Genomic DNA, 23,288 nt, shown 5'->3' with positions numbered 1-23,288 from the left:
CAAATTAAGCCGTGTTCACGCGGCGCCGGTCGCCGGCGGCAGGCTGGGTACCCAGTCGATGAGCCCAAAACACTCGGCGCTGATCCACACTACAAAGGCGGCATAGAACACCAGCAGGCCCACCGACTCAGCACGGGACAGCACCATGTGCGTGCGCATCATCAGGAACAGCAGAATGGTGGCGGCGGTGAGAATGGCCAGCATCGGCGCGGCGACGGAGAAATTGACCACTGTGGCACCGGCGATCAGAACGCCTGCGGGAATACACACCAGCAGGTCGAAGGTGTTGCTGCCCAGTACGTTGGCAATGCTGGTGATCCCGCGGCCGTCGCGGGCCGCGCGGACCGATACAAAGGCGTCCGGAATCGAGGTGCCGGCCGCCACCACGGTGATGCCCCACAGGAAACTGGGGGTGTCGAAAATCTCGCCGAACTGAATGGCGGCCCGCACCAGCGCTTCCACGCCGGCCACGATCACGATCAGCGAAACGCCCAACCGCAGCCACTCGCGGCCCGGCGCGATGCCTTCGATGTCTGAGGGCTGGGACTGATCCAGCGTGTCCTGGTACTGCACGAAGATGTACAGCAGGTACAGCCCGACCGGCATCAGCGCCAGCCAGCGGGTCATCTCGCCCCGGATCGCGTCGCCGTCTTCGACCGGGTGGTAGATGGCGGCGAACGCGAACGTCAGGGTCAGCACCGCCACGGCGATCATGTAGAACTGGGCTTCCTTGTACACCAGATCCCGATTGGCGCGCAGCTGCTTGCGGGTGCTCAGGCCCGCTGCGGCGGGAATGATCAGGATGTTGAACAACGCCGAGCCAACGATGGCCGCCACCCCCAGCTCGAACTCCCCGTGGACCAGGGTGGAGATGACCGTGGTGGACAGCTCCGGAAAGCTGGACCCGATCGCCACGACCACAGCCCCCTGTACGATGTCCGGCAGCGCATAATAGGCCGCCAGCCGTGCGCTGGCGGTTTCCAGCAGGCCGCTGCCTTTCCAGATGACCGCGGTGCCGACGAGGGCGACCAGGGCCCAGATGAGGGTGTCCATGGGCTGTCCTTAACCGGTGGAACGGAGTGCATCAGGCTGCCTGATGGCGACCGCGCGCCGCAAGGCCCGACCCTGGCTGTCCGGGTTACGATAGGGATAGAAAAGGACCGAACGGCACCACGGGGCAACAGAACGGCGACCCGCCGGAACGGGCCGCCGCCGGCTCAGGTGACGGACTGGATGAATGCTGACAACTCGGGGGTACCGGGCGCCGTGAACAGGTCCCTGGGATCACCGGACTCGTGCACCCGGCCTTCGTGCATGAACACCAGCTTGTCGCTCACATCCCTGGCGAAGCGCATCTCGTGGGTCACCATGATCAGTGTCATGCCCTCGTCGGCCAGCCTGCGGACCACGTTCAGCACCTCGTTGACCAGCTCCGGATCCAGCGCCGAGGTGATCTCGTCGCACAGCAGCACCTTGGGCGACATGGCCAGCGCCCGGGCAATGGCCACCCGCTGCTGCTGACCGCCGGAGAGCTGATCGGGAAACGCGTCGAAACGGTTCTCCAGGCCCACCTTGCCCAGGGCGTCCAGTGCCATCTGCCGGGCCTCCGCCTTGCTGATGCCCTTGACCACCTTGAGCGCCAGCATAACGTTCTCGCCGGCGGACAGGTGCGGAAACAGGTTGAACTGCTGGAACACCATGCCCACTTTCAGGCGCAGTTCGCGCAGATTCTTCTGGCCGGCCTCCAGGCCCACGCCGTCCACCCGGATGCTGCCGTCGTCAATCGCTTCCAGGCCGTTGATGGTGCGCAGCAGGGTGCTCTTGCCGGAGCCGCTGCGGCCGATGATGGTGACCACCTCGCCTTCGGTGACGTCCATGTCGATGCCTTTGAGCACGTGCAGGTCGCCGAAGTGCTTGTGGATTTCATTGAGGTTAACGAGTGACATGGAAAGCTCCTTCAAGGCGTCGGGCAAACAGCGACAACGGCCAGCAGAGGGCGAAATACCCCAGTGCGACCAGGCCATAGACCACGAATGGATCGAACGTGGCGTTGGCGATCATGGTGCCGGTCTTGGTCAGTTCGGCGAATCCGATGATCGAGGCCACCGCCGTGCCTTTCACCACCTGGACGGAGAATCCCACCGTCGGCGGAATGGCAATGCGCAGGGCCTGGGGCAGGATCACGTGGCGCATCTGCTCGCCGTAGCTGAAGGCCAGGCTGCCGGAGGCCTCCCACTGGCCGCGGGGAATCGACTCGACGCAGCCGCGCCAGATTTCCGCCAGGAAGGCGCTGGTGAACAGCGTCAGGCCAAGTGCTGCCGCCACCCACGGGGACACGTCCAGCCCCAGCAGCGAGATGCCGAAGAACAGCATGAACAGTTGCATCAGCAACGGCGTGCCCTGGAACAGTTCGATATAGCCTTTCGACAGGCTGCGCAGCAGCCGGTGGCTGCTGATGCGCGCGAACAGCACGAGCAGCCCCACAATGCCGCCCAGCACGAAGGCCAGCAGCGATAGCAGGACCGTCCACTGCAGGCCCGACCAGAGGCCGCGCAGCATGTCGAGCAGGGTGAATTCGGTCATGCGCCGGCCCTCCCGGTGATCGGTCGGCGGGCAATCACGTAGCGCCCGAGCAGATTGAAGATCTGGCGGATGCCCAGCGCCATCAGGAAGTAGATGACGGTGGTGATGGCGTAGGTCTCAAAGGCGCGGAAGTTCCGTGACTGGATGAAATTGGCCGCGAACGTCAGCTCTTCGGTCGCGATCTGCGAACACACGGCGGAACCCAGCATCACGATGATGACCTGGCTGCTCAGCGCCGGCCAGACCCGTTGCAGGGAAGGCCGTAGCACGACGTGGCGGAAGATCTGGAAGCGGTTCAGGGCGAGCGATTCGCCTGCCTCGATCTGGCCCCGGGTGGTCGCCTGGATGCCGGCCCGCACGATCTCCGTGGAATAGGCGCCCAGGTTGATGACCATCGCCAGCACCGCCGCCTCCCATTCGCTCATGCGAACGCCCATCTGCGGCAAGCCGAAGAAAATGAAAAACAGCTGCACCAGGAACGGGGTGTTGCGGATGACCTCGACGTACACCGTTGCGATCCAGTTGAAGGGGCGGATGCCCCACGCCCGGCACACCGCGCAGGCGATACCGAGCCCAATGCCCAGCACGCTGCCGACGGCGGTCAGCGCCAGGGTAAACCCCGCGCCCTTGAGCAGCAGGTCGCTGTACTCAAGGGTCGCGGCAAAGTCGAATTCATAAGCCATAGTGAATCACGTGACGTTGCGTGGCTTGGTGCCGGTCCGGATCAGAACGTTTCCGGCAGCGGGGCGTTGAGCCAGCGCTCGGAAATGTCGTTGAGGCGGCCGTCGGCATGGGCGCCCTCGATGATCTCGTTCACCTTGGCGATCAGAGCGTCCTCGCCCTTGGCGACACCCACGTAGCAGGGCGAGTTCTTGATCAGGAACTTGACCTCCAGGTCGCGGCCGGAAGTACGCTCGCCGACCGCTGCGGCCACGACGTTACCCGTGGCAATCAGGTCGGACTGCCCGGACAGGAACGCGGAGATGGTGGCGTTGTTGTCCTCAAAGCGCTTCAGGGTGGCGCTGTCCGGCGCGATCTTGGTCAGCTCCAGATCCTCGATGGAACCGCGAGTGACTGCGATGACCTGATCCTGCAGATCGTCTGCGCCACTGACAGCCGCATCGGCCGGGCCGAAAACGCCGTTGAAGAACGGCGCGTACGGCTCGGAGAAGTCGATGACCTTGGCGCGATCCGGGTTCTTGCCCAGGCTGGAGATCACCAGGTCCGCCTTGCCGGTGGTCAGGAAGGGGATACGGTTGGCGCTGGTGACCGGAATCAGCTCCACGTCCACGTCGAGGTCTTCCGCGATCAGCCTGGCCATATCGATGTCGTAGCCCTGGGGCTGCATGTCGGTGCCGATGCTGCCAAACGGTGGGAAATCCTGGGGCACCGCGACCTTGAGCACGCCGCGCTGCTGGATGTCGTCCAGGGTATTGGCGTGGGAGGTAACCGCGCCGAACGCGGCGCAAAGGGCGAGCAGCGGAGCCAGCAGCCGGTGGGCCCAGCGCTGTGAACGGTTGCGGGTGGTTGCTTTCATCAGACAGTCCTCGATGGTTGGGTCGTATTGGAACTCAGGGTTGTTCGAAGCGGATGCCGATCCGGTCGGCCGCCGCGAGCAGGTGTCGCTGCATCGCCCGGCGTGCCTGTTCGGCATCGCCGGTGGCGACCGCCTGGATCACCGCGCGGTGTTCGTCGACGGTCTCCCAGACGCGTTGGGTGTTGGCGAATGGCAGGCGCAGGCTGTAGCCGATCTTGATCCGGCTTTCCTGCATTACCTCCGCCAGTGACGGATTGCCCGAATGGCGGGCGAGTCGCTTGTGGAATTCCAGGTCCCACTCGGCGGCGGCCACCAGGTCCAGCCGGGTCAGTGCGCGCTCCAGCTGGTCCTGTGTCTCCTGCAGTTCATCGACGGCGGTGTTGCCGTGTCGGGCGGCGAGGGCGGCGGCGGCCGGCTCTACGATGTAGCGCAGCTGGAAAATGGATTCGGCGGTGACGCCGGCGGGTCCGCGGGGCACATCATCGCTGCTGTGGGGCGTGCGTTCGCTGACATAGACCCCCTTGCCGGGATGGGAGCGAACCAGCCCCAGGGCTTCGAGCATTGAGATCGCTTCGCGCAGGGAGGTCCGGCTGATCCCCAGGCTTTCGGCCAGCGCCCGCTGCGAGGGCAGGCGGCTGCCGGGGGCGTAGTCGGCGCTGGTGATTTTCCGTTGCAGCGCCTGGGCTGCCACGCTGGAAAGCGTTGACATGGTGTGCGCACTCTCCCTCAAAAGACATGTGGGGTCAGACTGGTCCAACTGGTCTGATCAGTTATTCGGGTGAGAGCGAGTTGCGTGCCAGTTTTCTGGTCAGCTTTTAGTGCTATGAAAAATAGGAGGTTTCTGGCAATTCTGGACGTACCAGTGCCGTCCGGGGCGTGGTCGTTCGCGGCGCACAGGGTCTTTGCCTTGCACCGGATTGGCGCGCCGCAGGAGCGTGGAGCCTTTGCTTTGAATCAGTCGGGCCAGAGTCCCGTCTGGTTAACTCACTGACCTACTGCTTGTCGATGGCGGCTCTGGCCAAGGCGCCCGCCCGCCGGAGTGGTGATTTCACATCAAGGGACGGGGCACTAGCTGTCTTTTCGCAGTCCCGCAAAGGCGTTGGCGACGTAGCCCGCCAGGGCGTCCACGGCTTCGCCGGTCTGGGTGTTCTGCAGCATTTCGATCTGGTAGTGCCCCAACGGTGGCAGACCGGTGTTTTCCGGCACCTCCCGGATGGGTTTTTCGAGCAGGCTCCGGGGGAAGGGCGCGACGGCCAGGTCGGCTTCCATGGCGGCGCGTTGGCCGGCGCAGTGCTCGCAGTTGTAGGCCACGCGATAGGGGATGTCGGCCTTGTCCAGAGCGGCCAGGGCGGCGCCACGCCAGACGCATCCGGGGTTGGCGAAGGCGACCGGCAAGGGGCGCCGATCGACGGCCGTGCCGCCGTCGCGATGGGCCCACACCAGCGGTTCGGTGTGCACCACGGTGCCGTGACGGGCCTGCCCGTCGTCGCCGTTGCAGGTGATCAGCGCCAGGTCGAGGTCGCCCGCATCGATACGGTCGCGCAGCAGTTCGCTGCCGGCGACCACCACGTCCACCTGCAGAGCCGGGTGGGAGCGGGCGGACTCGGCCAGGATGCTGGGCAGGATGCGGGTGCCGACATCGTCGGTGGTGCCGATACGGACCGTACCGGTCAGGGCGGGACGCAGGAATTCGGATACTGCTTCCTCATTGAGCTTGAGCAGCCGCCGGCTATAGCGCAGCAGGGTTTCGCCCTCCGGTGTCAGGCTGACCCGGCGGGCCTCGCGTACGAACAGCTTCTGCCCCAGGGTTTCTTCCAGTCGCTTGATCTGCATGCTGACCGCCGAGGTGGTCCGAAAGACCTGGCGGGCGGCGCGGCTGAAGCTGGCGGTTTCGGCGATGGCGACGAAGCTGCGCAGCACGTCGCTTTCCAGCAGCGGTAGCGTGCGCGGCAGCGAGGGTTTCATTTGGGTGCCCATGGGCCCACCTGCGTTCAGAAATATTTAAAGTGCAGTGTAGAATATTTCGATTGTTTGAACAAAAAGAAGCGCGCAACCTGTCTAAAACGGTGAGAGGTCACCGTATTGCGAACACCGGCGCAGCCGGGACACTCGAGGAGGACAGACCATGTGCGAGATTCAGCAACAAACCCGACAGCAAGAGGCCCCGGTGCCGGATAAAGCCCAGGTCCGGATGCCCGAGTTCTACATGCCGGCCATGCCGCCGCTGGCACTGACTGAGGCATTGGACCGCTGGTTGAAGTTGTGGGCGCGCCGGCGTCGGTTCCGTCGCCTGCTGCAACTGAACGATCAGCAGTTGGGGGTTCTCGGGGTAACGCGTGAAGCGCTGATGGAGGCGGCGCGACAGCCGCTGCAGGAGGATGCTTTCGAGGTCCTGGCCCGGCGACTGCAGGGCTAGGCCTCGGAGCAGGGCGGTCAGGCCTGACGGCTGACCGCCGGTCGTATTACTCGAAGTGACCGTGGACGGCGTGCACGATGTCCGAGAAAGAGCGGGCGCGTGCACGGCTGTCCAGGGCGATGTGCAGGCGACGGGCTACCACGCTGGCGGAAACGAGGCCGCACAGGCAGGTGGTTCCCGGGTGCTGGGCGTCATCCTCGAACACCAGGAAGTGTTCGGTGTGGGCGCGGTTGAAGGTTTCCACCACGTCGCCCACACGCATCCGCTCCAGGTCCCGGATATGGACGCTGGGGAATTCGCTGGCCGGGTGCATGATGTCGCTGACCTGCAGGTCGTCCTGGCTGATGCCCATGGCGTGTGCCTGGGCCATGACCCGCTTGCCCAAGATGTCCTTGAGGCCGATCAGGCCGAGGAATTCACCACGGTGGTTGATCACCAGTTTCAGCGGCACGTCGGCGGACTTCATCAATGAGCGCGCTTCCTTCACATCCAGGTCGGCGCTGATGGTGGCCGGGCGCTTGTGCCGGAAGTCGCGCATGACGCTGGTGGCCGCGTCGTCCGGCGTCAGGTCCTGGTGCTGCTGGGGATCCACGATCCGCTGGTTACCGATAACTTCATGGGTCGGAAGTGCCTTGTAGTTCTGCATCATAAAACAATCTCTCAGCTCTGAATCGTAAAACGATTCGTCAAAACGTCGTTGTGATCCGCCGGTGTCGTTGGCGGACACGGTCGTGATGTCGGGGAATCAGTGCTGAGCTGGCGGACCCTGGGGTTGTACGGGGTAGTAGACCGAGCGGGCCTGGATCGCGGGGCGGGGTGTCGCGCCAAGGAGCTGACGCGCCACCAGCAGGAACAGACCGATGCTCAGCGTGATCAGCAGGGGATCCTCGGCCGGCGGTGAATCGCTGCCGGGGTTGGACTGGAGATCGAATGACACACCGCTGACCAGGGCCTGATCCACCGCCAGATCGGACGGTTGGGACAGACTGGAGCCGATCACGAACAGCGTAATCGCGAGTGCGATCAGGAGTCGGCTGGCGGGTGTGTTGAGCATGGCGCTTTCCTGCGTTTGATTTGACCTGTCGATGGGTATTGAACCGATGCTTCGGTGTCCTTCGACAGACTCTACGTTATTCCAATCCACACCTATGAGTATAGGTCTGAGCGGAGGGATTTAAATAACGTAGATTTACTTATATTTCGATAGCTACATATTGTGAGCGGTTATCGCGGGCACACTGTTGTGCATACCCTGAAAATTCGCACCTAATCAGTGCGCCTGAGAAAGGGTGTCATTGGTTTTTCGCGCAATATTGTGCGGTCTGCACAAAGTTTACAGCCGCAAACAGGCATTCCGGGCATCCTGTCCCGAGTTGGCACAGGCGTTGCGCTGAGCGGGTCAAGCGTTTCATTCCAGAGCTGCCTGCCTGTTTCAGGCCTGTCCGACTATTTCAGGAGAGCAACCATGAGTCATTCCGTTCAGCCCGGAGAGCAGGATTATCCGCTCAGCCCGGTTCCGGCCTCGGCCCGCAAGAGCGTCTGGTCGATGGGCCTGGTGCTGCTGGGCTTTACCTTCTTCACGGCCACCATGTGGGCCGGCGGCAGCGTCGGCACGGCTTTCCCCTTTGAGGATATGCTGCTGGTTCTGCTGGTCGGCAACCTGCTGCTGGGCAGCTACGCTGCGATTCTCGGCTATATTGCCGCCCGTTCCGGGCTCAATACGGCATTGATGAGCCGTTTCGCCTTCGGTCGAGCCGGCAGCAAGCTGTCCGATTTCATCCTCGGTTTCACCCAGATTGGCTGGTACGCCTGGGGGACGGCAACCATGGCGATGCTTCTGGTCAAGATGACCGGCCTGTCTGAAAGCTGGACCCTGCCGCTGATGGTCCTTTTTGGCTTCGGTTTCTGCATCAGTGCCTTTATCGGTTACCGCGGCCTGGAATGGCTGTCGCGCCTGGCGGTGCCGGCGATGATCGTGCTGATTGCCATCAGCCTGTCCATTGCCGCCTCCGACGGCGGCGGTCTGGCCGGACTCAGTGCCATTGTGCCCAGCGAACCGATGGGTGTGGCCGCGGCCATTACCCTGGTGTTCGGCACCTTCGTGAGCGGTGGCACCCAGGCCACCAACTGGACCCGCTTTGCCCGCTCCGGCAAAACGGCGGTGATAGCGACCCTGGCGGCGTTCTTTGTCGGCAACGGCCTGATGACCCTGGTGGGCGCCTTCGGCGCGCTGGTCTACCAGCAGTCGGACATCGTCGACATCATGGTCGCGCAGGGGCTGGCGACGCTGGGTATCCTGATGCTCTTCCTCAACCTCTGGACCACCCAGGACAACACCGTCTACAACTTCGCCGTGGCCGGCTGCAACATGTTCCACACCCGCCGGCGCAAGCTGGTGACGGTGATCGGCGCCGCGATTGGTACGCTGCTGGCGGTGCTGGGCATGTACGAGTGGCTGATCCCGTTCCTGATCCTGCTGGGCACCTTCATTCCGCCCATCGGCGGGGTGATCATGGCCAACTACTTCGTGGCGCATCGGGCGGACTACGGCGATCCCATGAGCGATGCACTGCCGGCCTTCAACGCCACCGGGCTGGCGGCTTATGCTATCGGTTCGCTGGCGGCCTATACGTCGCCCTGGATCGCGCCGCTGGTCGGCGTGCTGATTGCGGCAGCGGCCTACGCGCTGATCCATGTGGCCAGCGACGCGGTTCGGGATCGCCGGGCCCAGAGCCTGAAGGCGATCTGAATCATGGCGATTACCTGCGGCGCGATCCCCTCGCTGCCAGGACTGGAAGCGATCCAGTTACGCGGTGGTCGCAGCGGCGCCGACCGGGTGGTGCGCTGGCCCTATGTGGCGGAGAACCGGTCGTTCAGTCCCTGGGTGAAAGGCGGCGAACTGGTGTTCATCACCGGCATCAGCCGCCACCGCAGCCCGGACAACCTGGCCGAGCTGGTTTACGAGGGCGTCGAGGCAGGCATTGCCGGTCTGGTGATCCTGACCGGCGCGGCCTACATCGGCCAGTTGCCGGCGCCGCTGATGCGCCTGGCGGACGAGCAGGGTCTGCCGTTGCTGGAGCAGCCCTATTCGCTGCCCATGGTGACGGTGACCGAAGTGATTTGCCGCGCCCTGATCGCTGATGAGAACCGACCTGGTACGCCGGATAACGGGGAGACACTGGGGTCGGCGCTGGTCGAGCGGCTCGGTGGTCGTCAGGCGGTGGCCGTACTGGTGGACGGTCCGCTGAACCAGCGCGCGGACCTGGTCACGGCGATGGCGCCGACCCTCGACGCCTGGCTGGCCAGCGGCGGCAACCTGTCGGCGGCGGCCGAATCCCTCGGAGCGCATCGCAACAGCGTGCGCTACCGTCTCAATAAACTGTTTCGCGAAACCGGCCTGGCGCCGGGTTCCGCGCAATCCATCGAAACCCTCGTACTCGCCCGCGCACTGCTGCGGGATGCGGGAGACGCAGTACAGCCACATCCAGGAGACCTTTCATGACCGAATCGCTCAGCGCCATCTGCAACGCGCGCCTGCCCGGCCAGGCCGGACTGTTCCGGCTGCCCATCACCGCCGGACGTTTCGGCGCGCCGCAAGCCCAGTCGCATTCGAAGCCGCAGCCGGTGGGCGAGGGCGAGTTCGACGCTGCCGGGCAGCTGGTGACGGCACCTTTCGTGGAGCCGCACATCCACCTGGATGCCGCCCTGACCGCCGGCGAGCCGCGCTGGAATCGCAGCGGCACCCTGTTTGAGGGCATCGAGTGCTGGTCGGAGCGCAAACCCATGCTGACCCGAGACGATGTGGTCGGTCGCGCCGAGCAGACCCTGAAGCTGTTCGCCGCCCACGGCATCCAGTACGTGCGCACCCATGTGGACGTCACTGACCCCTCGCTGGTGGCTCTCGATGCCATGCTTGAGGTGCGCGAGCGGGTACGTGACGCCGTCGATCTGCAGATCGTGGCCTTCCCCCAGGAGGGCATCCTGTCCTTCCCGAACGGCCAGGCGCTGATGGCCGATGCCCTGGAACGCGGCGCCGATGTGGTGGGCGGCATCCCGCATTTCGAGTTCACCCGGGACTACGGCGTCGAGTCGGTCAAGATCCTGATGGACCTGGCCGAACGCCACGACCGCCTGGTAGATGTCCACTGCGACGAGATCGACGACCCCGAATCCCGTTTCCTGGAAGTGCTGGCCGCCGAGGCCCTGGCCCGGGACTACGGCCGCCGTGTCAGCGCCAGCCACACCTGTGCCATGCACGCCTACAACAATGCCTACTGTAGCCGCCTGTTCCGGCTGCTGACCAAGTCCGGCCTGCGTTTCGTGGCCCTGCCTACCGAGAACCTGCATTTGCAGGGGCGTTTTGACGGCTACCCCAAGCGGCGCGGCGTCACGCGGGTGCCGGAGTTGCTGGATGCGGGGCTGAAAGTGGCCTTCGGCCAGGATTCCATCCGCGATCCCTGGTACCCCATGGGCAACGGCAACCTGCTGCGTACTCTGGACGTGGGGCTGCACGCCTGTCACATGCTGGGCATGGACCGGGTCGAGTCGGCGCTGGAGCTGATTACCGACAACGGGGCTGCGGTGATGAATCTGCCCGAGTACGGTATTGGCGAGGGCTTGCCGGCCCGCTGCGTGGTGCTCAACGGCGAATCTCCCTACGAGGTGCTGCTTAACCAGACCCCGGTACGGGCGTCGATCCGTGACGGCCGCGTGCTGGTACAGCGCAGGCCGGAGACACCGGAAGTGGCCGGCTGGCCGGATTCGCCGGCCGGTGGTGCGTTGCACGCGAACCGGTGACATGAGGCCCGCCCGAAAGGCCGTTGCCGGGGTGTGAGATGCCGTGGCACCGAGACAGCGGCACAGAAACAGTGGCACAAATGTGCCGTTAATTTTGCAAAGCTTGGCAGCGATCAACTGGCGGTCATGGGCTGTAGCGCCAATAATGGAGTGGACGTCATCAACGTGATGCAGGGACTGGCAGCGCGATCATTCCCGGCATTTTCCAGGCCCGGACGCCCGCTCCTTCCGGGAGCCCCGGAATGCCAAGACCTGGTAGGCCATGTTGGTGCTGCATTCGCTTTACGCAACGGTTTTGATCATCGTCACTATGCTGGCTGCTCCCGGCACCCGGGGAGCGGACCTCCGCGAGGATATCCCCGACGAATTGACCGCCGCCCTGGCGGAAGTGGATTATCCGCCGTTCTATTTTGTTGAACAGGGCCAACTGACCGGAATCTCCATTGACGTACTGGAACACGTTGCCGGCAATCTGGGCATTCGCATCCGGTATACCCGCTTGTCCTGGCCACGGGTTCTGCAGTCGCTCGAGTTCGGTCGGGTGGATATGATCACCACCTTTTTCCAGACACCAGCCCGGGCCCGGTACGTGGTCTATACCGGTGAGTCCCACGCCTCGGAAAGCAATCACTTCTTCACCCGCAAGGGCAGCGAGGTCACCTTCAACGGTGACCTGCAGACCCTGTCCGGCTACCTGATCGGCACGATTCGCGGCTACAGCTATGGCGACGCCTTTGACGATGCGGGTTTCCTGACAACCGATGCGGTGCTCGACGAGCGGACGCTGGTGCGGATGGTGGCCGGCGATCGTTTCAAGCTGGCCATCGGCAACCCGTTCGCGATCCGGCAGGAGGCGCTGAATCAGGGTGTGGCGGATCAACTGGCGTTTCTTGACCCGGCCGTCGACAGCAGCCCGATTTTCATGGGGTTCAGTCGCGAGCTGAAGTGGGCGGACGAGCTGGCCGAGCACTTTACCGAGGCCATTCGGGCGTTCAAGGACACCGCTCGCTATCAGCAACTGCTGGAAAGGTACGCGCTGGCCGAATAGCGGGCCGGCCAGCGCGTGTCGGGTATCAGTCGACGCGTGTCAGGGTCACGTCGATGTTACCGCGGGTGGCGTTGGAGTATGGGCATACCAGGTGGGCCTTCTCGATCAGTTCATCTGCCTGGGCGTTGTCCATACCCGGCAGGCTGATGCGCAGCTCCACCTCAATGCCGAAGCCGACGCCCTGCGGGCCAATACCGACGACGCCCTCGATGGAGGCGTCCTCCGGCATCGGCAGCTTGTCGCGACCGGCCACGAATTTCATTGCCCCGATAAAGCAGGCGGAATAGCCCGCCGCGAACAGCTGCTCGGGATTGGTGCCGGAACCGCCGGCGCCGCCCAGCTCCTTGGGTGTGGCCAGGGAAACGTCCAGAACGCCGTCGGATGAGATGGCGCGACCGTCGCGACCACCGGTGGCTTCGGCATAGGCGCGATAGGCAACTTTTTCCAGGGACATGGTTAGAACCTCCTCAGTTCTGATGGTGGGGCTGGCGGAGACCGTTTCCGTGCATTCCGGACGATTCCGCAGCCAGGGGGTTATCGTAGTATGGCTTTCCAAAAATAAATTGTGCACAACTTAAATTCAGCATAACGCCGATAAAGATTGTGCGCAATCTATTTCGCCACCCTTGGCGGCGAGACGCCCAATCCCTAAAGTAGAGCTGTTCTGTGACGGTTCGATGGAGACTGTTTATCCATGTCCAGTGCGACACTGAATGATCCTGCCGACGCCCACCAGGCCGGCGAGGCCCTGGCCGGGTTTATCCACCACCACCCCAATCTCATGGTGCTCACCGGCGCCGGTATCAGTACCGATTCGGGGATTCCCGATTACCGGGACGGGGAGGGGGCCTGGAAACGCAAGCAGCCGGTACAGCATCAGGCGTTCATGGAGTCGGATGCGGTGCGGCGGCGATATTGGGGGCGCAGTCTGATTGGCTGGCCGGTGATGCGTAACGCCCGGCCCAACCCGGCGCATTTTCTGGTGGCGGAGTTGGAGCGGCGCGCCCACACCCGCCAGGTGGTGACGCAGAACGTTGACCGCTTGCACCAGGGGGCGGGATCCCAAGCGGTGATCGACCTGCACGGCCGGGCCGATGAAGTCATCTGCATGGATTGCGGCTATCGGTGTCCACGGGATGAGGTGCACGAGCGCTGCAGTGTCCTGAACCCGGCGTTCACCGGCTTCAGCGCCACCACGGCGCCGGACGGCGACGCCGATCTGGAAGTGGATTTCAGCGATTTCCGGGTGGCGGATTGCCCGCGCTGTAACGGCATCCTCAAGCCTGACGTGGTGTTCTTCGGCGACTTCGTGCCCAAGCGGCGGGTGACGGACGCGCTCGATGCGCTCCGCGACAGCGATGGCCTGTTGGTGATCGGCTCGTCGCTGATGGTCTACTCCGGCTTCCGCTTCTGCCGCTACGCCCGCGACTGGGACAAGCCGGTGGCCACCCTCAACCTGGGCCGTACGCGTGCCGACGCGCTCACCAGCCTCAAGCTCAATGCCCGCATCGGCGAAACGCTGGAGGTGGCGTTGTCCGCGTTGTAGCGCCGGGCGATCGAGCGCCGCCTTATTGGGCGGCGTTCTTCTGTATGGCGGCCAGGTAGTCGTCCATTTCCTGCTCGCTGGCAAAGACCTCCAGGTCCGGCAGTACCTTGACGATCTCGAACACCTTGCGCACGCCGTCCGACATGCGCGATACCGTGACCCGCCCGCCTTTCTTCTTGACCCGCTTGAGGGTCTTGAAAATCACCCGCAGTCCCGCCGAACTGATGAATTCCACGCCGCCCATGTCGAAGGCGACGGTCAGGGTCCGCTCGTCGAGGGCCTCGCCCAGGGCGGCGTCCAGCTCCGGCGCGGTCTGGCTGTCCAGGGAGCCGGTCAGGGAAACCTTGAGCGCCGTTGGGCCGGAAGATGTGATCGAGATCGAGAGAGCCACGGTGTTGTCCTTGTGCAGTGGTTGATGGGTCGGTCAGGTCCGTGTGGAAAAGGTCCGGGTGAGTTCCAGGATGTTGCGGTCCCCCAGGCGCCGGTAGTGTTGCCGGTCGGTCAGTTCGCGAATCAGAAGCACACCGAGGCCGCCGATGGGGCGCTCCTCGATATCGCCGAAATCGGTGTCGATGGGCTGTGCCAGTGGATCGAAAGGTACGCCGTTGTCGATGAAGCGAACCAGGACGTGGCCGGTGCGGATTTCCAGTTCCAGCTCCAGTTCCACGTCGCCGCCCGCCGGCGCACCGTGATTGAAGACGTTGGCCACCTGCTCGTCGAGCACCACCTTGAGATCAGCACTTACGCTGGCGTCGGCGCCGGCATCGGCGAAGTGGCCATCCAGCCACGCCAGGGCGTTGGGAAGGTCGCTGCTGTCGGTCAGTTGCAAACTCAGGTTTGTCATGGTCATGAACGGCGGATCGTTAAAACAGTGATGTCATCGGATTGTGGCGCTTCCCCGGTGAAGTCGGCGACCGCGTCCACCAGCGCCGGGGCGGAAAGCTGGCCGGATGCCCGGGTGGCGTTGGCGAACGCCAGCAGTCGCGCCTCGCCGAAGGCCTCCCGCTCCGGGTTAAAGCCTTCGGTCACCCCGTCAGTGTAGAGGATCAGGCCGGAACCGGCAGGCAGCTCGATCTGTGTGCCGGGAAACCCGGCGTCCTCGTACAGGCCCATGGGCGGTCCGTTTTCGACCGCCAGCAGCCGCGCCGGGTTCCGGTCGCAGATGACCGGTGCGTCGTGGCCGGCACTGGCCATCTCGATGTGGCCGCTGGTGCGATCCACCATCAGGCACAGCAGCGTGACGAACATGCAGCTCTCGTTATCCTGGCTCAGGTGCCGGTTGAGTTCGGTCATGAGCGCCGCCAACGGCCGGCCCTGGCCGTATAGAAGCTTCAGCAGCGACACCGTGCGGGCCATGAACAGGGCGGCCGGTACCCCCTTGTCGGAGACATCGCCGATGGCCACCAGCAGCCGGTTACCGGGTAGCTCGGCAACGTCGAACAGGTCGCCGCCCACCGCTCGGGCCGGCTGCAGTGTGGCGTCCACCTGCCAGTCGTCAAACGTCCGCGCCAGGTGGCCTTCGCCGGCCACCATGCTCATCTGGATGTCGTGAGCAATGCCCAGCTCGCTCTCCAGACGTTCCTTGGCGGCTGTGGTGGCCTGCAATCGCGACATATGATCTTTGAGCGAGTCCTGCATCCGGTCGAAGGCCTGGGTCAGGTCGCCCACTTCGTCCCGGTGTCGGACCCGTGGCAGGCGGGCGTCGAAAGCGCCCTCCGAAATCCGTGCCGCGGCGGACTGCAGGGCGCGAATGGGGTTGGAAACGCTGCGTGCGATGAGCCAGGTTAGAGGCAGTGTCAGAACGATAATGGCCACGGCGGCCCACAGCGCCCGGTCCCAGATCCGATAGGCATCGCCAAGGATTTCCCGGCGTGGGGCGGCAATCGCCAGGCGGGGTTTGAGCTCCGGGGTCAGTGGCAGCTCGACGGTTTTCTCCAGCCAGCCCTCCGGAGCGCTGTCGCCCTCCTGATTCACGCTGAGCAGGATAGGCACGTCGAGGTCATCCAGCCGGGCCATGCGGGCGTTGTGGTTGGCGTCGCTGACCACCAGCGGGCTGGCTTTTCCGTACGCCATGACGTCGCCGCTGGGCAAGTAGAGGATGGACTGGGCGCTTGGTGTGATGCTCAGGTCGCTGAGTGTGCTGGACAGAGATCGCAGGGTAACGTCCGATGCCACCACCGCGCGCCGGTCACCGGTACTCCGGGCCACGGTCAGGCCTGGTTGGCGGAAGAAGTGGAAGGCATAGGGATCGGTCACGATGACGTCGTCGCTGGCCTGGGCTGCCCGGTACCAGGGGCGGGTCCGGGGATCGTAGTGCATCGGTGGCAGTCGGCGCTGCTCGATCTGACTCAGGTCGCTGCGCAGGAAGCGTCGCGTCAGCAGCGCCTGCCCGTCGGCCTCCTGGACCAGGAAGTCGGCGATGAAGGCGGTGGCGTGGGGGGCCTCGAAGCGGTCGGCGATGGCCTGCGAGCGGACTGCGCGGACGATGTAGTAGTCGCCATTGTCGTAGCCGATCTGGATCGCCACCGTCGCTGACTGTCGCCGCAGGGCACTGGCAAAGATGGGTAGGTTGGTGGCGCGGGCGGCGGTGGCGGTATCGCTGGTCAGCGGCGAACGGGACAGCAGGCTGGTCAACTCATTGACCGGCCGATAGGTTTCCCGGAAAGACCGGGTGATTTCGCTGGCGGCCTGGTTGAACAGGGAATCCGCCGTATCCATCAGCAGCGTCTCGGTGCGCGACTGGTAATACAGCGTCAGCAGGGCCCCAAGCATGATGGCCAGCAGGGCAAAACTGCCGGCGATGCGGAGATGCAGGGGAATACGCAGACCGTCCTTGGCAGACTTGATAACGACATCCTCGTGCTGTCCGGGCCGGAACGACAGCGGGCCGGCCCAGTCATCAGTCTTACCCCAGGCGTCGGCAAAAGTAAACGCTGGGTCGCCGGCCTAGTCCAGCGCCAGGCGCACCAGGAAAATCTCGCGAGGCGTTTTCAGGTGGGTCGTGAACAGCACCAGGCGGCGGATCTCGTCCATGTCCATGGTGCGCGTGGCGGGCGCGTTGCGGATCTCCGACAGGGGGATGCGGAAACGGTTGAGGCCCTGTTCCAGCGGCAGGCGCGTGTTGAAGCGGTCGCTGTACACGCTGTGGCCACGGTCGTGGACGATGTCATTGATGCGCAGAGTCATGTTGAGCGGCGCGTCGTCCGGGCTGTAGATCACCACTTCCAGCGCTTCGTAGTCGCGCCAGTCCTCCGGCAGATTGTCCAGGGAGGCGCCCGAATAGAGGTTGGTGCCCAGCAGGTCGATGCGCAGGCTGTGTCCGAAATCCCCCGCGTGCTCGCGGCTGCGGTGCACCCGGCCACGCCAGTGGTGCAGCGGGTGGGGATCGTCGAAGTTGTACAGTGTGGGCAGTTGGTGGGCGATCCGGTATTGCTGGTGGGCCACCTCGGCCACGGCCTTGAGTTCCAGGGTTAACAAGACCACCGCAACCAGCCGGGCACTCCAGAGCAGCCCGCTCCGCCAGACATTCCGGGACGGGCGATGGACCCAGGCCAGCACCAGCCAGGTGCCGATCAGGTTGCGGAAGATGTCGTGCCAGTCGCTCTGGCGCCCCACGTTGCCCTGAATCAACTCGATGACCACGCCCACGCCCGCGACGAAGACGGTGCTGACGACCCACACCCAGACCCCGCCAAACCAGCGGCGAGGCCGCACCGCAATGGTGAACAGCGCGAAGAAAAGGATGTGCCCCAGGTTCCAGGCGGCCTTGAACAGCGGCCCCGACGTCCAGTCCGGGCCACCGACGAAAAAGAACGGCAGCAGGACGGTCGCGGCAACAAGCGCGGGAACGTTAAAGGGGGTGTTGGCAAAGGTGCGGGCAAACATGGTCTGCGATCCTACTTCATCCGAATCCCGCTGTCCCATACCTGTCTAAACTTTAAATTGTCCGCAAAGTCAGTGCACAACGAAAAAACGCCGCTGGGTCATGATGAGGCGGCATAGGGCAATGATGAGATATCGCCGGGCCATGACAATGGCTATCGGATCCGGGGCAAGGTCGATGCCGTGGCTCAACCGACTTGCCGTAGGCAACCTGCTGTGCTTTGCGCCATAGGGTGAGTCTGTTTCACTAATTAAAACGATCTAATTCTCATTATCGATAGTCGGAAGTTATTTTGGGGGACTTTAAAACTCACACGATTCGGTAAGCAGGCCGGGTCCCGGGCAGTCGAGGTTACCAGCGCATGGATATGAAAGTGTCTCAGTCACCGTTCCTTTCGGAAAGCAATTCGACACATCGCCTGATGGTTGATTTGCTGGCCGAAGCGGACATCCGGATCGGCGGAGATCGCCCCTGGGACATGCAGTTGAACAACACCGGCGTACCCGAGCGGGTGTTTGCCGGCGGCAGCCTGGGACTGGGTGAGAGCTACATGGACGGCGACTGGGACGTGCCGGCCCTGGACGAGTTTTTCTACCGCATCATGAAAGCCAACCTGGAGCAGCGGGTGCGGCCCTCCACGGTGGTCTGGCAGGCGATCAAGAGCCGTTTCCTAAACCGTCAGACCCTGAGCCGTTCGCGCCGGGTGGGCGAGCAGCACTACGATCTCGGCAACGATTTCTACGCCGCCATGCTCGATGGGCGCATGACCTACACCTGCGGCTACTGGCGCAACGCCGAAACCCTGGACCAGGCCCAGGAAGCCAAACTCGACCTGATCTGTCGCAAGCTCAAGCTGGAGCCGGGCATGCGGATCCTGGACATCGGCTGCGGCTGGGGCAGTTTCATGGCCTACGCTGCCGAGCATTACGGCGTTGAGTGTGTGGGTGTGACCATTTCCAAGGAGCAGGTGGCCTGGGCCAAAGCCCGCTATCCGCACCTGCCGCTGGAGTTCCGCCTGCAGGATTACCGGGAAGTGGAAGAACAGTTCGACCGCATCGTCAGCGTGGGCATGTTCGAACACGTCGGTCACCGCAACTACCGCACGTTCATGGAGGTGGCCCACCGCTGCCTGAAGGATGAGGGCCTGTTCCTGCTGCACACCATTGGCAAGAACGAACGCAAGCCCTATTCCGACCCCTGGATCGACCGCTACATCTTCCCCAACGGCGAGCTGCCATCCATCGGCCAGGTCGGCGATGCGGCGGACAACCTGTTCGTGGTGGAAGACCTGCATAACTTCGGGCGCGATTACGACCGGACACTGATGGCCTGGCATGCCAACTTCGAGGCAAACTGGCCGCGCTTCGCCGATGAGCTGGGGCCGCGTTTCTATCGCATGTGGCGTTACTACCTGCAATCCTGCGCCGGCCTCTTCCGCGCCCGGGATATCCAACTGTGGCAGTGGGTGCTGTCCAAGGGCGGCACCCCGGACGTGTTCCCGCGCATCAGTTGATCGACGGGCCGTCCAGCTGTGCCAGCAACGGCTGATCGCTGCCGTAGACGTCGGGCCGGTAGGTGATCCGCCCGTCGGCGTCCGCCTCGGCGGTCCAGTAGGCCATCAGGATATAGACGCCGCGAGGCAGATGGACGTTGTGGGATTCGCCCGATGCCTGCGCCAGCGCCAGCGCCTGGCGTCGCTCGCGACTGGCGTGCCGGAACAGCAGCCGGGTCAGGGTCTGGGCGTCCTCGACGCGCACGCAGCCGGAGCTGTAGAACCGGTTGGTGGTGCCGAACAGGCCGCGCGCCGGGGTATCGTGCAGGTATACCGCAAACGGGTTGGAGAAGCGGATGACCACTCGGCCCAGGGCGTTACCCGGCCCGGGGTCCTGGCGTAGCATCAGGTTGTTGGTGTGCGACCAGTCCACGTCCGAAGGCATCAGTTCGTCGCCCGCGTGGTTGTATACACGGATGCCGCGATCGCTCAGGTAAAACGGATCCCGCTGGATGGCCGGCAACGCGTCGCGCAGGAAAATACTGCGGGGAATGTTCCAGTGAGGATTGACGGTGACGTGCGTGATCACCGACTTCAGCTCAGGTGTTTCCCGTCCCGGCTGGCCCACCTGGGTGCGGCTCTGCCAGATCCTTTCGCCGTCCTCGTAGTACTCGATGCGGGCGGCGGCGATGTCCACCAGCACCAGTGAGCTTTCCATATCCCGCGCCAGCCAGCGTAGCCGCTCCAGGTTGGCGCGAATCTGCTCCAGGCGTGCCTGGGGCGGTACGTTGAGCTGGTCCAGCGTCTGTGGCCCCACCTTGCCGTCCACCTGCAGGCTGTGGCTGTTCTGGAAGGTCTCGACGGCGACGGCCAGCTCGGCGTCGTATTGTGTCCGCAACGGACCCGGCTGTGGCGGCAGGGGCAGGATGCCGGCGGCTTCCAGGCGCAGGCGCAGAGCCTCGACACGAGGGCCGTGATCGCCCGGTTGCAGCAGTTTGCCGTCCGGTATCGTCGGCCAATGGTCGGGCAGCGACCGGCGTGCCAGCCGGTACCCCTTGCGCAGGTTGCGGTAGCGCTCGCTGTCCGGGCGAGCCTGCGCCATGGCGGAGAACGGATCGTCCAGCCCGGCCAGGGCCGTGGCGACCAGCAGCGTCGGGTCGCGCTCGCGGCTGACGTTGGCGGAATACCACATCGGCGCGCCGCCACTCTCGAAGGCCCGGCCATAACGCAGGTCGATCAGGGCGCGCAGGTAGGCGTCGGAGGCCAGCTGTCGGTCGCATGCTCCCAGGTTGCCCCAGGTCTGCCAATGCTGTTGGGCGTGGCGGAGGGCGTCCAGATGGTAGTCGCCGGGTGTCAGGCCATCGTCTTCGAGGGCCGCCAGCGCCTCGATCAGGCCGCTCAGTTCGCCGTCGCCTTCCCAGACCGTGGTGTCGGTGTTCTGCTCGAACAGCTCCGTGACGCTGGCGTGGAACGGCGAGGTTGCCGGCAGGGGCTCGCAGTTGTCCGGGTCGACGCGGTGCAGGGCGAGTCCGGTGGCGGCGTGGAGCAGGGCTACCAGGCCGCACGCCGCCGGAAACCATCGCCTTTCGTTGCGTCTTGTATGGTTTTTGTACAGCCGGATTTCCATCACGAAAAACCTTGGTAGAATGCGCCATTCTTTCGGGGCACGGCATTGAAGCCCGGCCCCGGAAGCCGACCGGCGTCGTAACGACGCGGCGGATTCACGCGGCCTGAACTTCCAGACACCCGAGAGGCTTGTACATGATCCACAGACGCACTCAACGCGTTCTGGCTGTCGCATTGGGCGCCCTGATGGCTACGCTGGCGGCATTGCCTGCCCAGGCGGCGACGACTGAGTCGATGCCACGCACGCCCGCCACCTTTGACATCGGTCTCTACAGCCGTCTGAGTCAGTCGGCCCCCAACCTGAATCACAAAGTTCTGCGCCGCGCGTTGCAGGCGTCGTCCTGCGCCGTCAGCAACGGCATGGACATGCCCGCCCGGCTGGCGGTGATCGATTTTTCCCTTCCGTCCAGCAAGAAGCGCCTCTGGATCTTCGACCTGCAAAGCGGCGAACTGGTTCTGCGGGATCTGGTCGCCCACGGCAAAAACTCCGGCCTGGCCGAGGCGTCGGTGTTCTCCAATCGGGTGGGCAGCTACCAGTCCAGCATCGGATTGTTTCGGGCCAGTGAAAGCTACCAGGGGCGGCACGGTTACGCGCTGCGTCTGGACGGCCTGGAGCAGGGCATCAACGACCACGCACGGCGGCGTGCCATCGTGATTCACGGGGCCGATTACGTGGCTCAGTCGTGGGTGCGCGACTATGGGCGCATCGGGCGCAGCCACGGTTGTCCCGCGGTGAGCCAGAAGGTGATTCGTCGTGTGGTGGACAATCTCAAGGGCGGCCAGCTTGTGTTCAGCTATTATCCGGATCAGCATTGGCTTGAATCCTCCAGCTATTTGAACTGCGGCAGCACCCAGATGGCTGAATCGGGGAGCGGCGCCGGAGATTCCCGAATCTGACCGGAACACGGCACAGCCTCCCTGCTGCATCAACAATAACCAATGTGGCCGCCGGCTGACCATGTTTGTCGAGTGGCCCGGACAAGGGGACTTCCCATGCACCACCCGGCGGCACTCGCCTTTCAGGACCAGATTCCCGATAACCATTGCTACGGCTGCGGCCCCCTCAACGACCAGGGGCTGCAGATCAAGAGCTACTGGGTCGACGACAACCGGTCCGAATGCCGGTTCACGCCCCAGCCCCATCACTGCGCCGGCCCCACGCATTTCCTCAACGGCGGCATCATATCCACCATCATAGACTGTCACTGCATTTGTACCGCCATGGCCAGGGCTTATCGGGACGCCGGTCGGGCCATCGGCGAGGGCGAGCGGCTGTGGTTCGCCACCGGCGACCTGCAGGTGCGCTTCAAGCGTCCGGTGCCCATGTGTGATGCGATCACGCTGGAGGCGACGGTGGCCGAGGCGGGCGAGAAGAAGATCCTTCTCCATTGCACATTGAGCGCCGGCGGCAAGGTCTGCGTCGAGAGCGAGGTGCTGGCGGTGCGGGTGCCCAACGAGTGGTTCGAGCCGTCGAGCTGAGGGCGCGGCCCTCCTTCGGGCGCATCGCAGGATGTGATCGGTTCCGTTAAACTCGGGGCCCATTCGCATTCAAATCCGCCGTTCAGGAAAAGGACACAGATGGCATCCCTATCTTCCCTCTTGCCCGAAGTGATTCGCATCGCCGAAGCCGCCAGCGAGAAAGTGCTGGCCATTTACCAGACTGACTTCTCCGTTGAACACAAGGACGACAAGTCCCCGGTCACGGCGGCTGACCTGGCTTCCCACGACGTCATCGTGAAGGGCCTGAAAGCGCTGACGCCGGATATTCCCATCCTGTCCGAAGAGTCCGCCAACGCCCCCTGGAGCGAGCGCCGCGAGTGGCAGCGTTTCTGGCTGGTGGACCCGATCGACGGCACCAAGGATTTCGTCAATCGCAACGGGGAATTCACCGTCAACATTGCCCTGATCGAGGACAACGCGCCGGTTATGGGCGTGGTGACGGCGCCGGCCCTGGGGACCGTCTACTGGGGGATCGTGGGCGAAGGCGCCGGGAAGCGGGATGCCGAGGGCAACGAGCAGCGCCTGGCGGTGGTGGAACCGCCGGCCAGCAAGCGCGTGGTGGCCAGCAAGAACCACCTGAACGACGAAACCCGGGCGTTTATTGAGCAGTTGGGTGAGCACTGCCTGGTGCAGGCGGGCAGCTCCCTGAAATTCTGCCGCATCGCCGAGGGTGCGGCGGACATCTACCCGCGCATCGGGCCCACCTGCGAGTGGGACACCGGCGCGGCCCAGGCGGTGCTGGAAGCGGCCGGTGGCAAGGTCCGCAAACTGGACGGTTCGCCGGTGACCTACGGCAAGGAAGACGTGCTCAATCCGTTCTTTGTAGCCTCGGGAAGCTGGTACAGGGACTGATCGGGAAA

General features: G+C 64.1%; 25 protein-coding genes. 10 read left to right on the top strand and 15 right to left on the bottom strand.

What is annotated here, in order from left to right:
- Positions 1-15: 15 nt before the first annotated feature.
- The 7 genes from GQB00_RS06625 to GQB00_RS06595 form a co-directional block, all read right to left on the bottom strand.
- Complete coding sequence (locus GQB00_RS06625; protein ID WP_165855633.1) at positions 16-1,053, bottom strand: sodium:calcium antiporter; 1,038 nt, start codon at positions 1,051-1,053, stop codon at positions 16-18.
- A gap of 164 nt (positions 1,054-1,217) precedes the next feature.
- Positions 1,218-1,946: an amino acid ABC transporter ATP-binding protein gene (locus GQB00_RS06620; RefSeq protein ID WP_111495325.1), complete on the bottom strand. Its 729-nt coding sequence runs from the start codon at positions 1,944-1,946 to the stop codon at positions 1,218-1,220.
- Entirely contained in the window at positions 1,933-2,583 is a 651-nt protein-coding gene (locus GQB00_RS06615; RefSeq protein ID WP_165855632.1) for an amino acid ABC transporter permease, read from the bottom strand. Before GQB00_RS06615 ends, GQB00_RS06620 begins: the two co-directional genes overlap by 14 nt.
- Positions 2,580-3,266 carry an amino acid ABC transporter permease gene (locus tag GQB00_RS06610; RefSeq protein WP_111495329.1) on the bottom strand — a complete coding sequence of 229 codons (687 nt, stop codon included), beginning with the start codon at positions 3,264-3,266 and terminating at the stop codon, positions 2,580-2,582. Before GQB00_RS06610 ends, GQB00_RS06615 begins: the two co-directional genes overlap by 4 nt.
- A 41-nt stretch (positions 3,267-3,307) precedes the next feature.
- Positions 3,308-4,120: a transporter substrate-binding domain-containing protein gene (locus tag GQB00_RS06605; RefSeq protein WP_165855631.1), complete on the bottom strand. Its 813-nt coding sequence runs from the start codon at positions 4,118-4,120 to the stop codon at positions 3,308-3,310.
- A gap of 34 nt (positions 4,121-4,154) precedes the next feature.
- Complete coding sequence (locus tag GQB00_RS06600) at positions 4,155-4,829, bottom strand: FadR/GntR family transcriptional regulator (protein WP_165855630.1); 675 nt, start codon at positions 4,827-4,829, stop codon at positions 4,155-4,157.
- Between the two features lie 359 nt (positions 4,830-5,188).
- The gene (locus tag GQB00_RS06595; protein ID WP_228276677.1) at positions 5,189-6,097 is read right to left on the bottom strand and encodes a LysR family transcriptional regulator; all 909 of its coding nucleotides are present in this window, start codon (positions 6,095-6,097) and stop codon (positions 5,189-5,191) included.
- Between the two features lie 148 nt (positions 6,098-6,245).
- On the opposite strand from GQB00_RS06595, the gene GQB00_RS06590 reads away from it, so the two are divergent.
- Entirely contained in the window at positions 6,246-6,536 is a 291-nt protein-coding gene (locus GQB00_RS06590; protein WP_165855629.1) for a hypothetical protein, read from the top strand.
- A gap of 46 nt (positions 6,537-6,582) precedes the next feature.
- On the opposite strand, the gene GQB00_RS06585 is transcribed toward GQB00_RS06590, so the two are convergent.
- Positions 6,583-7,185 carry a CBS domain-containing protein gene (locus GQB00_RS06585; RefSeq protein ID WP_111495339.1) on the bottom strand — a complete coding sequence of 201 codons (603 nt, stop codon included), beginning with the start codon at positions 7,183-7,185 and terminating at the stop codon, positions 6,583-6,585.
- Positions 7,186-7,281: 96 nt separating this feature from the next.
- Positions 7,282-7,590, bottom strand: a complete 309-nt coding sequence (locus GQB00_RS06580; protein ID WP_111495341.1) for a hypothetical protein — start codon at positions 7,588-7,590, stop codon at positions 7,282-7,284.
- Between the two features lie 411 nt (positions 7,591-8,001).
- On the opposite strand from GQB00_RS06580, the gene codB reads away from it, so the two are divergent.
- The 4 genes from codB to GQB00_RS06560 all read left to right on the top strand — a co-directional run bounded on the left by codB (position 8,002) and on the right by GQB00_RS06560 (position 12,381).
- Positions 8,002-9,285 carry a cytosine permease gene (gene codB / locus GQB00_RS06575; protein ID WP_165855628.1) on the top strand — a complete coding sequence of 428 codons (1,284 nt, stop codon included), beginning with the start codon at positions 8,002-8,004 and terminating at the stop codon, positions 9,283-9,285.
- A 3-nt stretch (positions 9,286-9,288) separates the two neighbouring features.
- Positions 9,289-10,038 (top strand): PucR family transcriptional regulator, encoded by a 750-nt coding sequence (locus tag GQB00_RS06570; RefSeq protein WP_165855627.1) that lies wholly within the window; start codon positions 9,289-9,291, stop codon positions 10,036-10,038.
- Positions 10,035-11,333 carry a cytosine deaminase gene (gene codA, locus GQB00_RS06565; RefSeq protein ID WP_165855626.1) on the top strand — a complete coding sequence of 433 codons (1,299 nt, stop codon included), beginning with the start codon at positions 10,035-10,037 and terminating at the stop codon, positions 11,331-11,333. The genes GQB00_RS06570 and codA overlap by 4 nt, the downstream gene beginning before the upstream one ends.
- A gap of 310 nt (positions 11,334-11,643) precedes the next feature.
- Positions 11,644-12,381 carry a substrate-binding periplasmic protein gene (locus GQB00_RS06560; RefSeq protein ID WP_165855625.1) on the top strand — a complete coding sequence of 246 codons (738 nt, stop codon included), beginning with the start codon at positions 11,644-11,646 and terminating at the stop codon, positions 12,379-12,381.
- Between the two features lie 25 nt (positions 12,382-12,406).
- Here the strand turns inward: GQB00_RS06560 and GQB00_RS06555 are convergent, their stop codons facing one another.
- The gene (locus tag GQB00_RS06555; RefSeq protein WP_165855624.1) at positions 12,407-12,835 is read right to left on the bottom strand and encodes an organic hydroperoxide resistance protein; all 429 of its coding nucleotides are present in this window, start codon (positions 12,833-12,835) and stop codon (positions 12,407-12,409) included.
- A 240-nt stretch (positions 12,836-13,075) separates the two neighbouring features.
- Between GQB00_RS06555 and GQB00_RS06550 the strand changes: the two genes are divergently transcribed.
- Positions 13,076-13,927, top strand: coding sequence for an NAD-dependent protein deacetylase (locus tag GQB00_RS06550; protein ID WP_165855623.1), 852 nt, complete (start codon positions 13,076-13,078; stop codon positions 13,925-13,927).
- Positions 13,928-13,949: 22 nt separating this feature from the next.
- On the opposite strand, the gene GQB00_RS06545 is transcribed toward GQB00_RS06550, so the two are convergent.
- The 4 genes from GQB00_RS06545 to GQB00_RS06530 all read right to left on the bottom strand — a co-directional run bounded on the left by GQB00_RS06545 (position 13,950) and on the right by GQB00_RS06530 (position 17,812).
- Positions 13,950-14,318 (bottom strand): STAS domain-containing protein, encoded by a 369-nt coding sequence (locus GQB00_RS06545; RefSeq protein ID WP_111495355.1) that lies wholly within the window; start codon positions 14,316-14,318, stop codon positions 13,950-13,952.
- A gap of 33 nt (positions 14,319-14,351) precedes the next feature.
- The gene (locus GQB00_RS06540) at positions 14,352-14,777 is read right to left on the bottom strand and encodes an ATP-binding protein (protein WP_111495357.1); all 426 of its coding nucleotides are present in this window, start codon (positions 14,775-14,777) and stop codon (positions 14,352-14,354) included.
- Positions 14,774-16,699: a SpoIIE family protein phosphatase gene (locus GQB00_RS06535; RefSeq protein ID WP_165855622.1), complete on the bottom strand. Its 1,926-nt coding sequence runs from the start codon at positions 16,697-16,699 to the stop codon at positions 14,774-14,776. Before GQB00_RS06535 ends, GQB00_RS06540 begins: the two co-directional genes overlap by 4 nt.
- Positions 16,700-16,873: 174 nt before the next feature.
- Complete coding sequence (locus GQB00_RS06530) at positions 16,874-17,812, bottom strand: succinyl-CoA synthetase subunit beta (RefSeq protein WP_111495361.1); 939 nt, start codon at positions 17,810-17,812, stop codon at positions 16,874-16,876.
- A 419-nt stretch (positions 17,813-18,231) separates the two neighbouring features.
- Here GQB00_RS06530 and cfa point away from each other — a divergent pair, with 419 nt between their 5' ends.
- Positions 18,232-19,323 carry a cyclopropane fatty acyl phospholipid synthase gene (gene cfa / locus GQB00_RS06525; RefSeq protein ID WP_416234144.1) on the top strand — a complete coding sequence of 364 codons (1,092 nt, stop codon included), beginning with the start codon at positions 18,232-18,234 and terminating at the stop codon, positions 19,321-19,323.
- Here the strand turns inward: cfa and GQB00_RS06520 are convergent.
- Positions 19,316-20,929, bottom strand: coding sequence for a L,D-transpeptidase family protein (locus GQB00_RS06520; RefSeq protein WP_165855621.1), 1,614 nt, complete (start codon positions 20,927-20,929; stop codon positions 19,316-19,318). The two genes, cfa and GQB00_RS06520, sit on opposite strands and share 8 nt — an antisense overlap.
- Positions 20,930-21,162: 233 nt before the next feature.
- Between GQB00_RS06520 and GQB00_RS06515 the strand changes: the two genes are divergently transcribed.
- From GQB00_RS06515 to cysQ, 3 genes are all read left to right on the top strand, one after another.
- Positions 21,163-21,825, top strand: a complete 663-nt coding sequence (locus tag GQB00_RS06515) for a murein L,D-transpeptidase catalytic domain family protein (protein ID WP_228160612.1) — start codon at positions 21,163-21,165, stop codon at positions 21,823-21,825.
- 96 nt (positions 21,826-21,921) lie between these two features.
- Entirely contained in the window at positions 21,922-22,407 is a 486-nt protein-coding gene (locus tag GQB00_RS06510) for a PaaI family thioesterase (protein WP_165855620.1), read from the top strand.
- Positions 22,408-22,506: 99 nt separating this feature from the next.
- Complete coding sequence (gene cysQ / locus GQB00_RS06505; protein WP_111495369.1) at positions 22,507-23,280, top strand: 3'(2'),5'-bisphosphate nucleotidase CysQ; 774 nt, start codon at positions 22,507-22,509, stop codon at positions 23,278-23,280.
- Positions 23,281-23,288: the final 8 nt, after the last annotated feature.

Source organism: Marinobacter sp. JSM 1782161 (assembly GCF_011421605.1).
Classification (GTDB): domain Bacteria; phylum Pseudomonadota; class Gammaproteobacteria; order Pseudomonadales; family Oleiphilaceae; genus Marinobacter_A; species Marinobacter_A bohaiensis.
The sequence above is the reverse complement of the archived record's forward strand: the minus strand, read 5'-3'. Positions and strand labels throughout refer to the sequence as shown.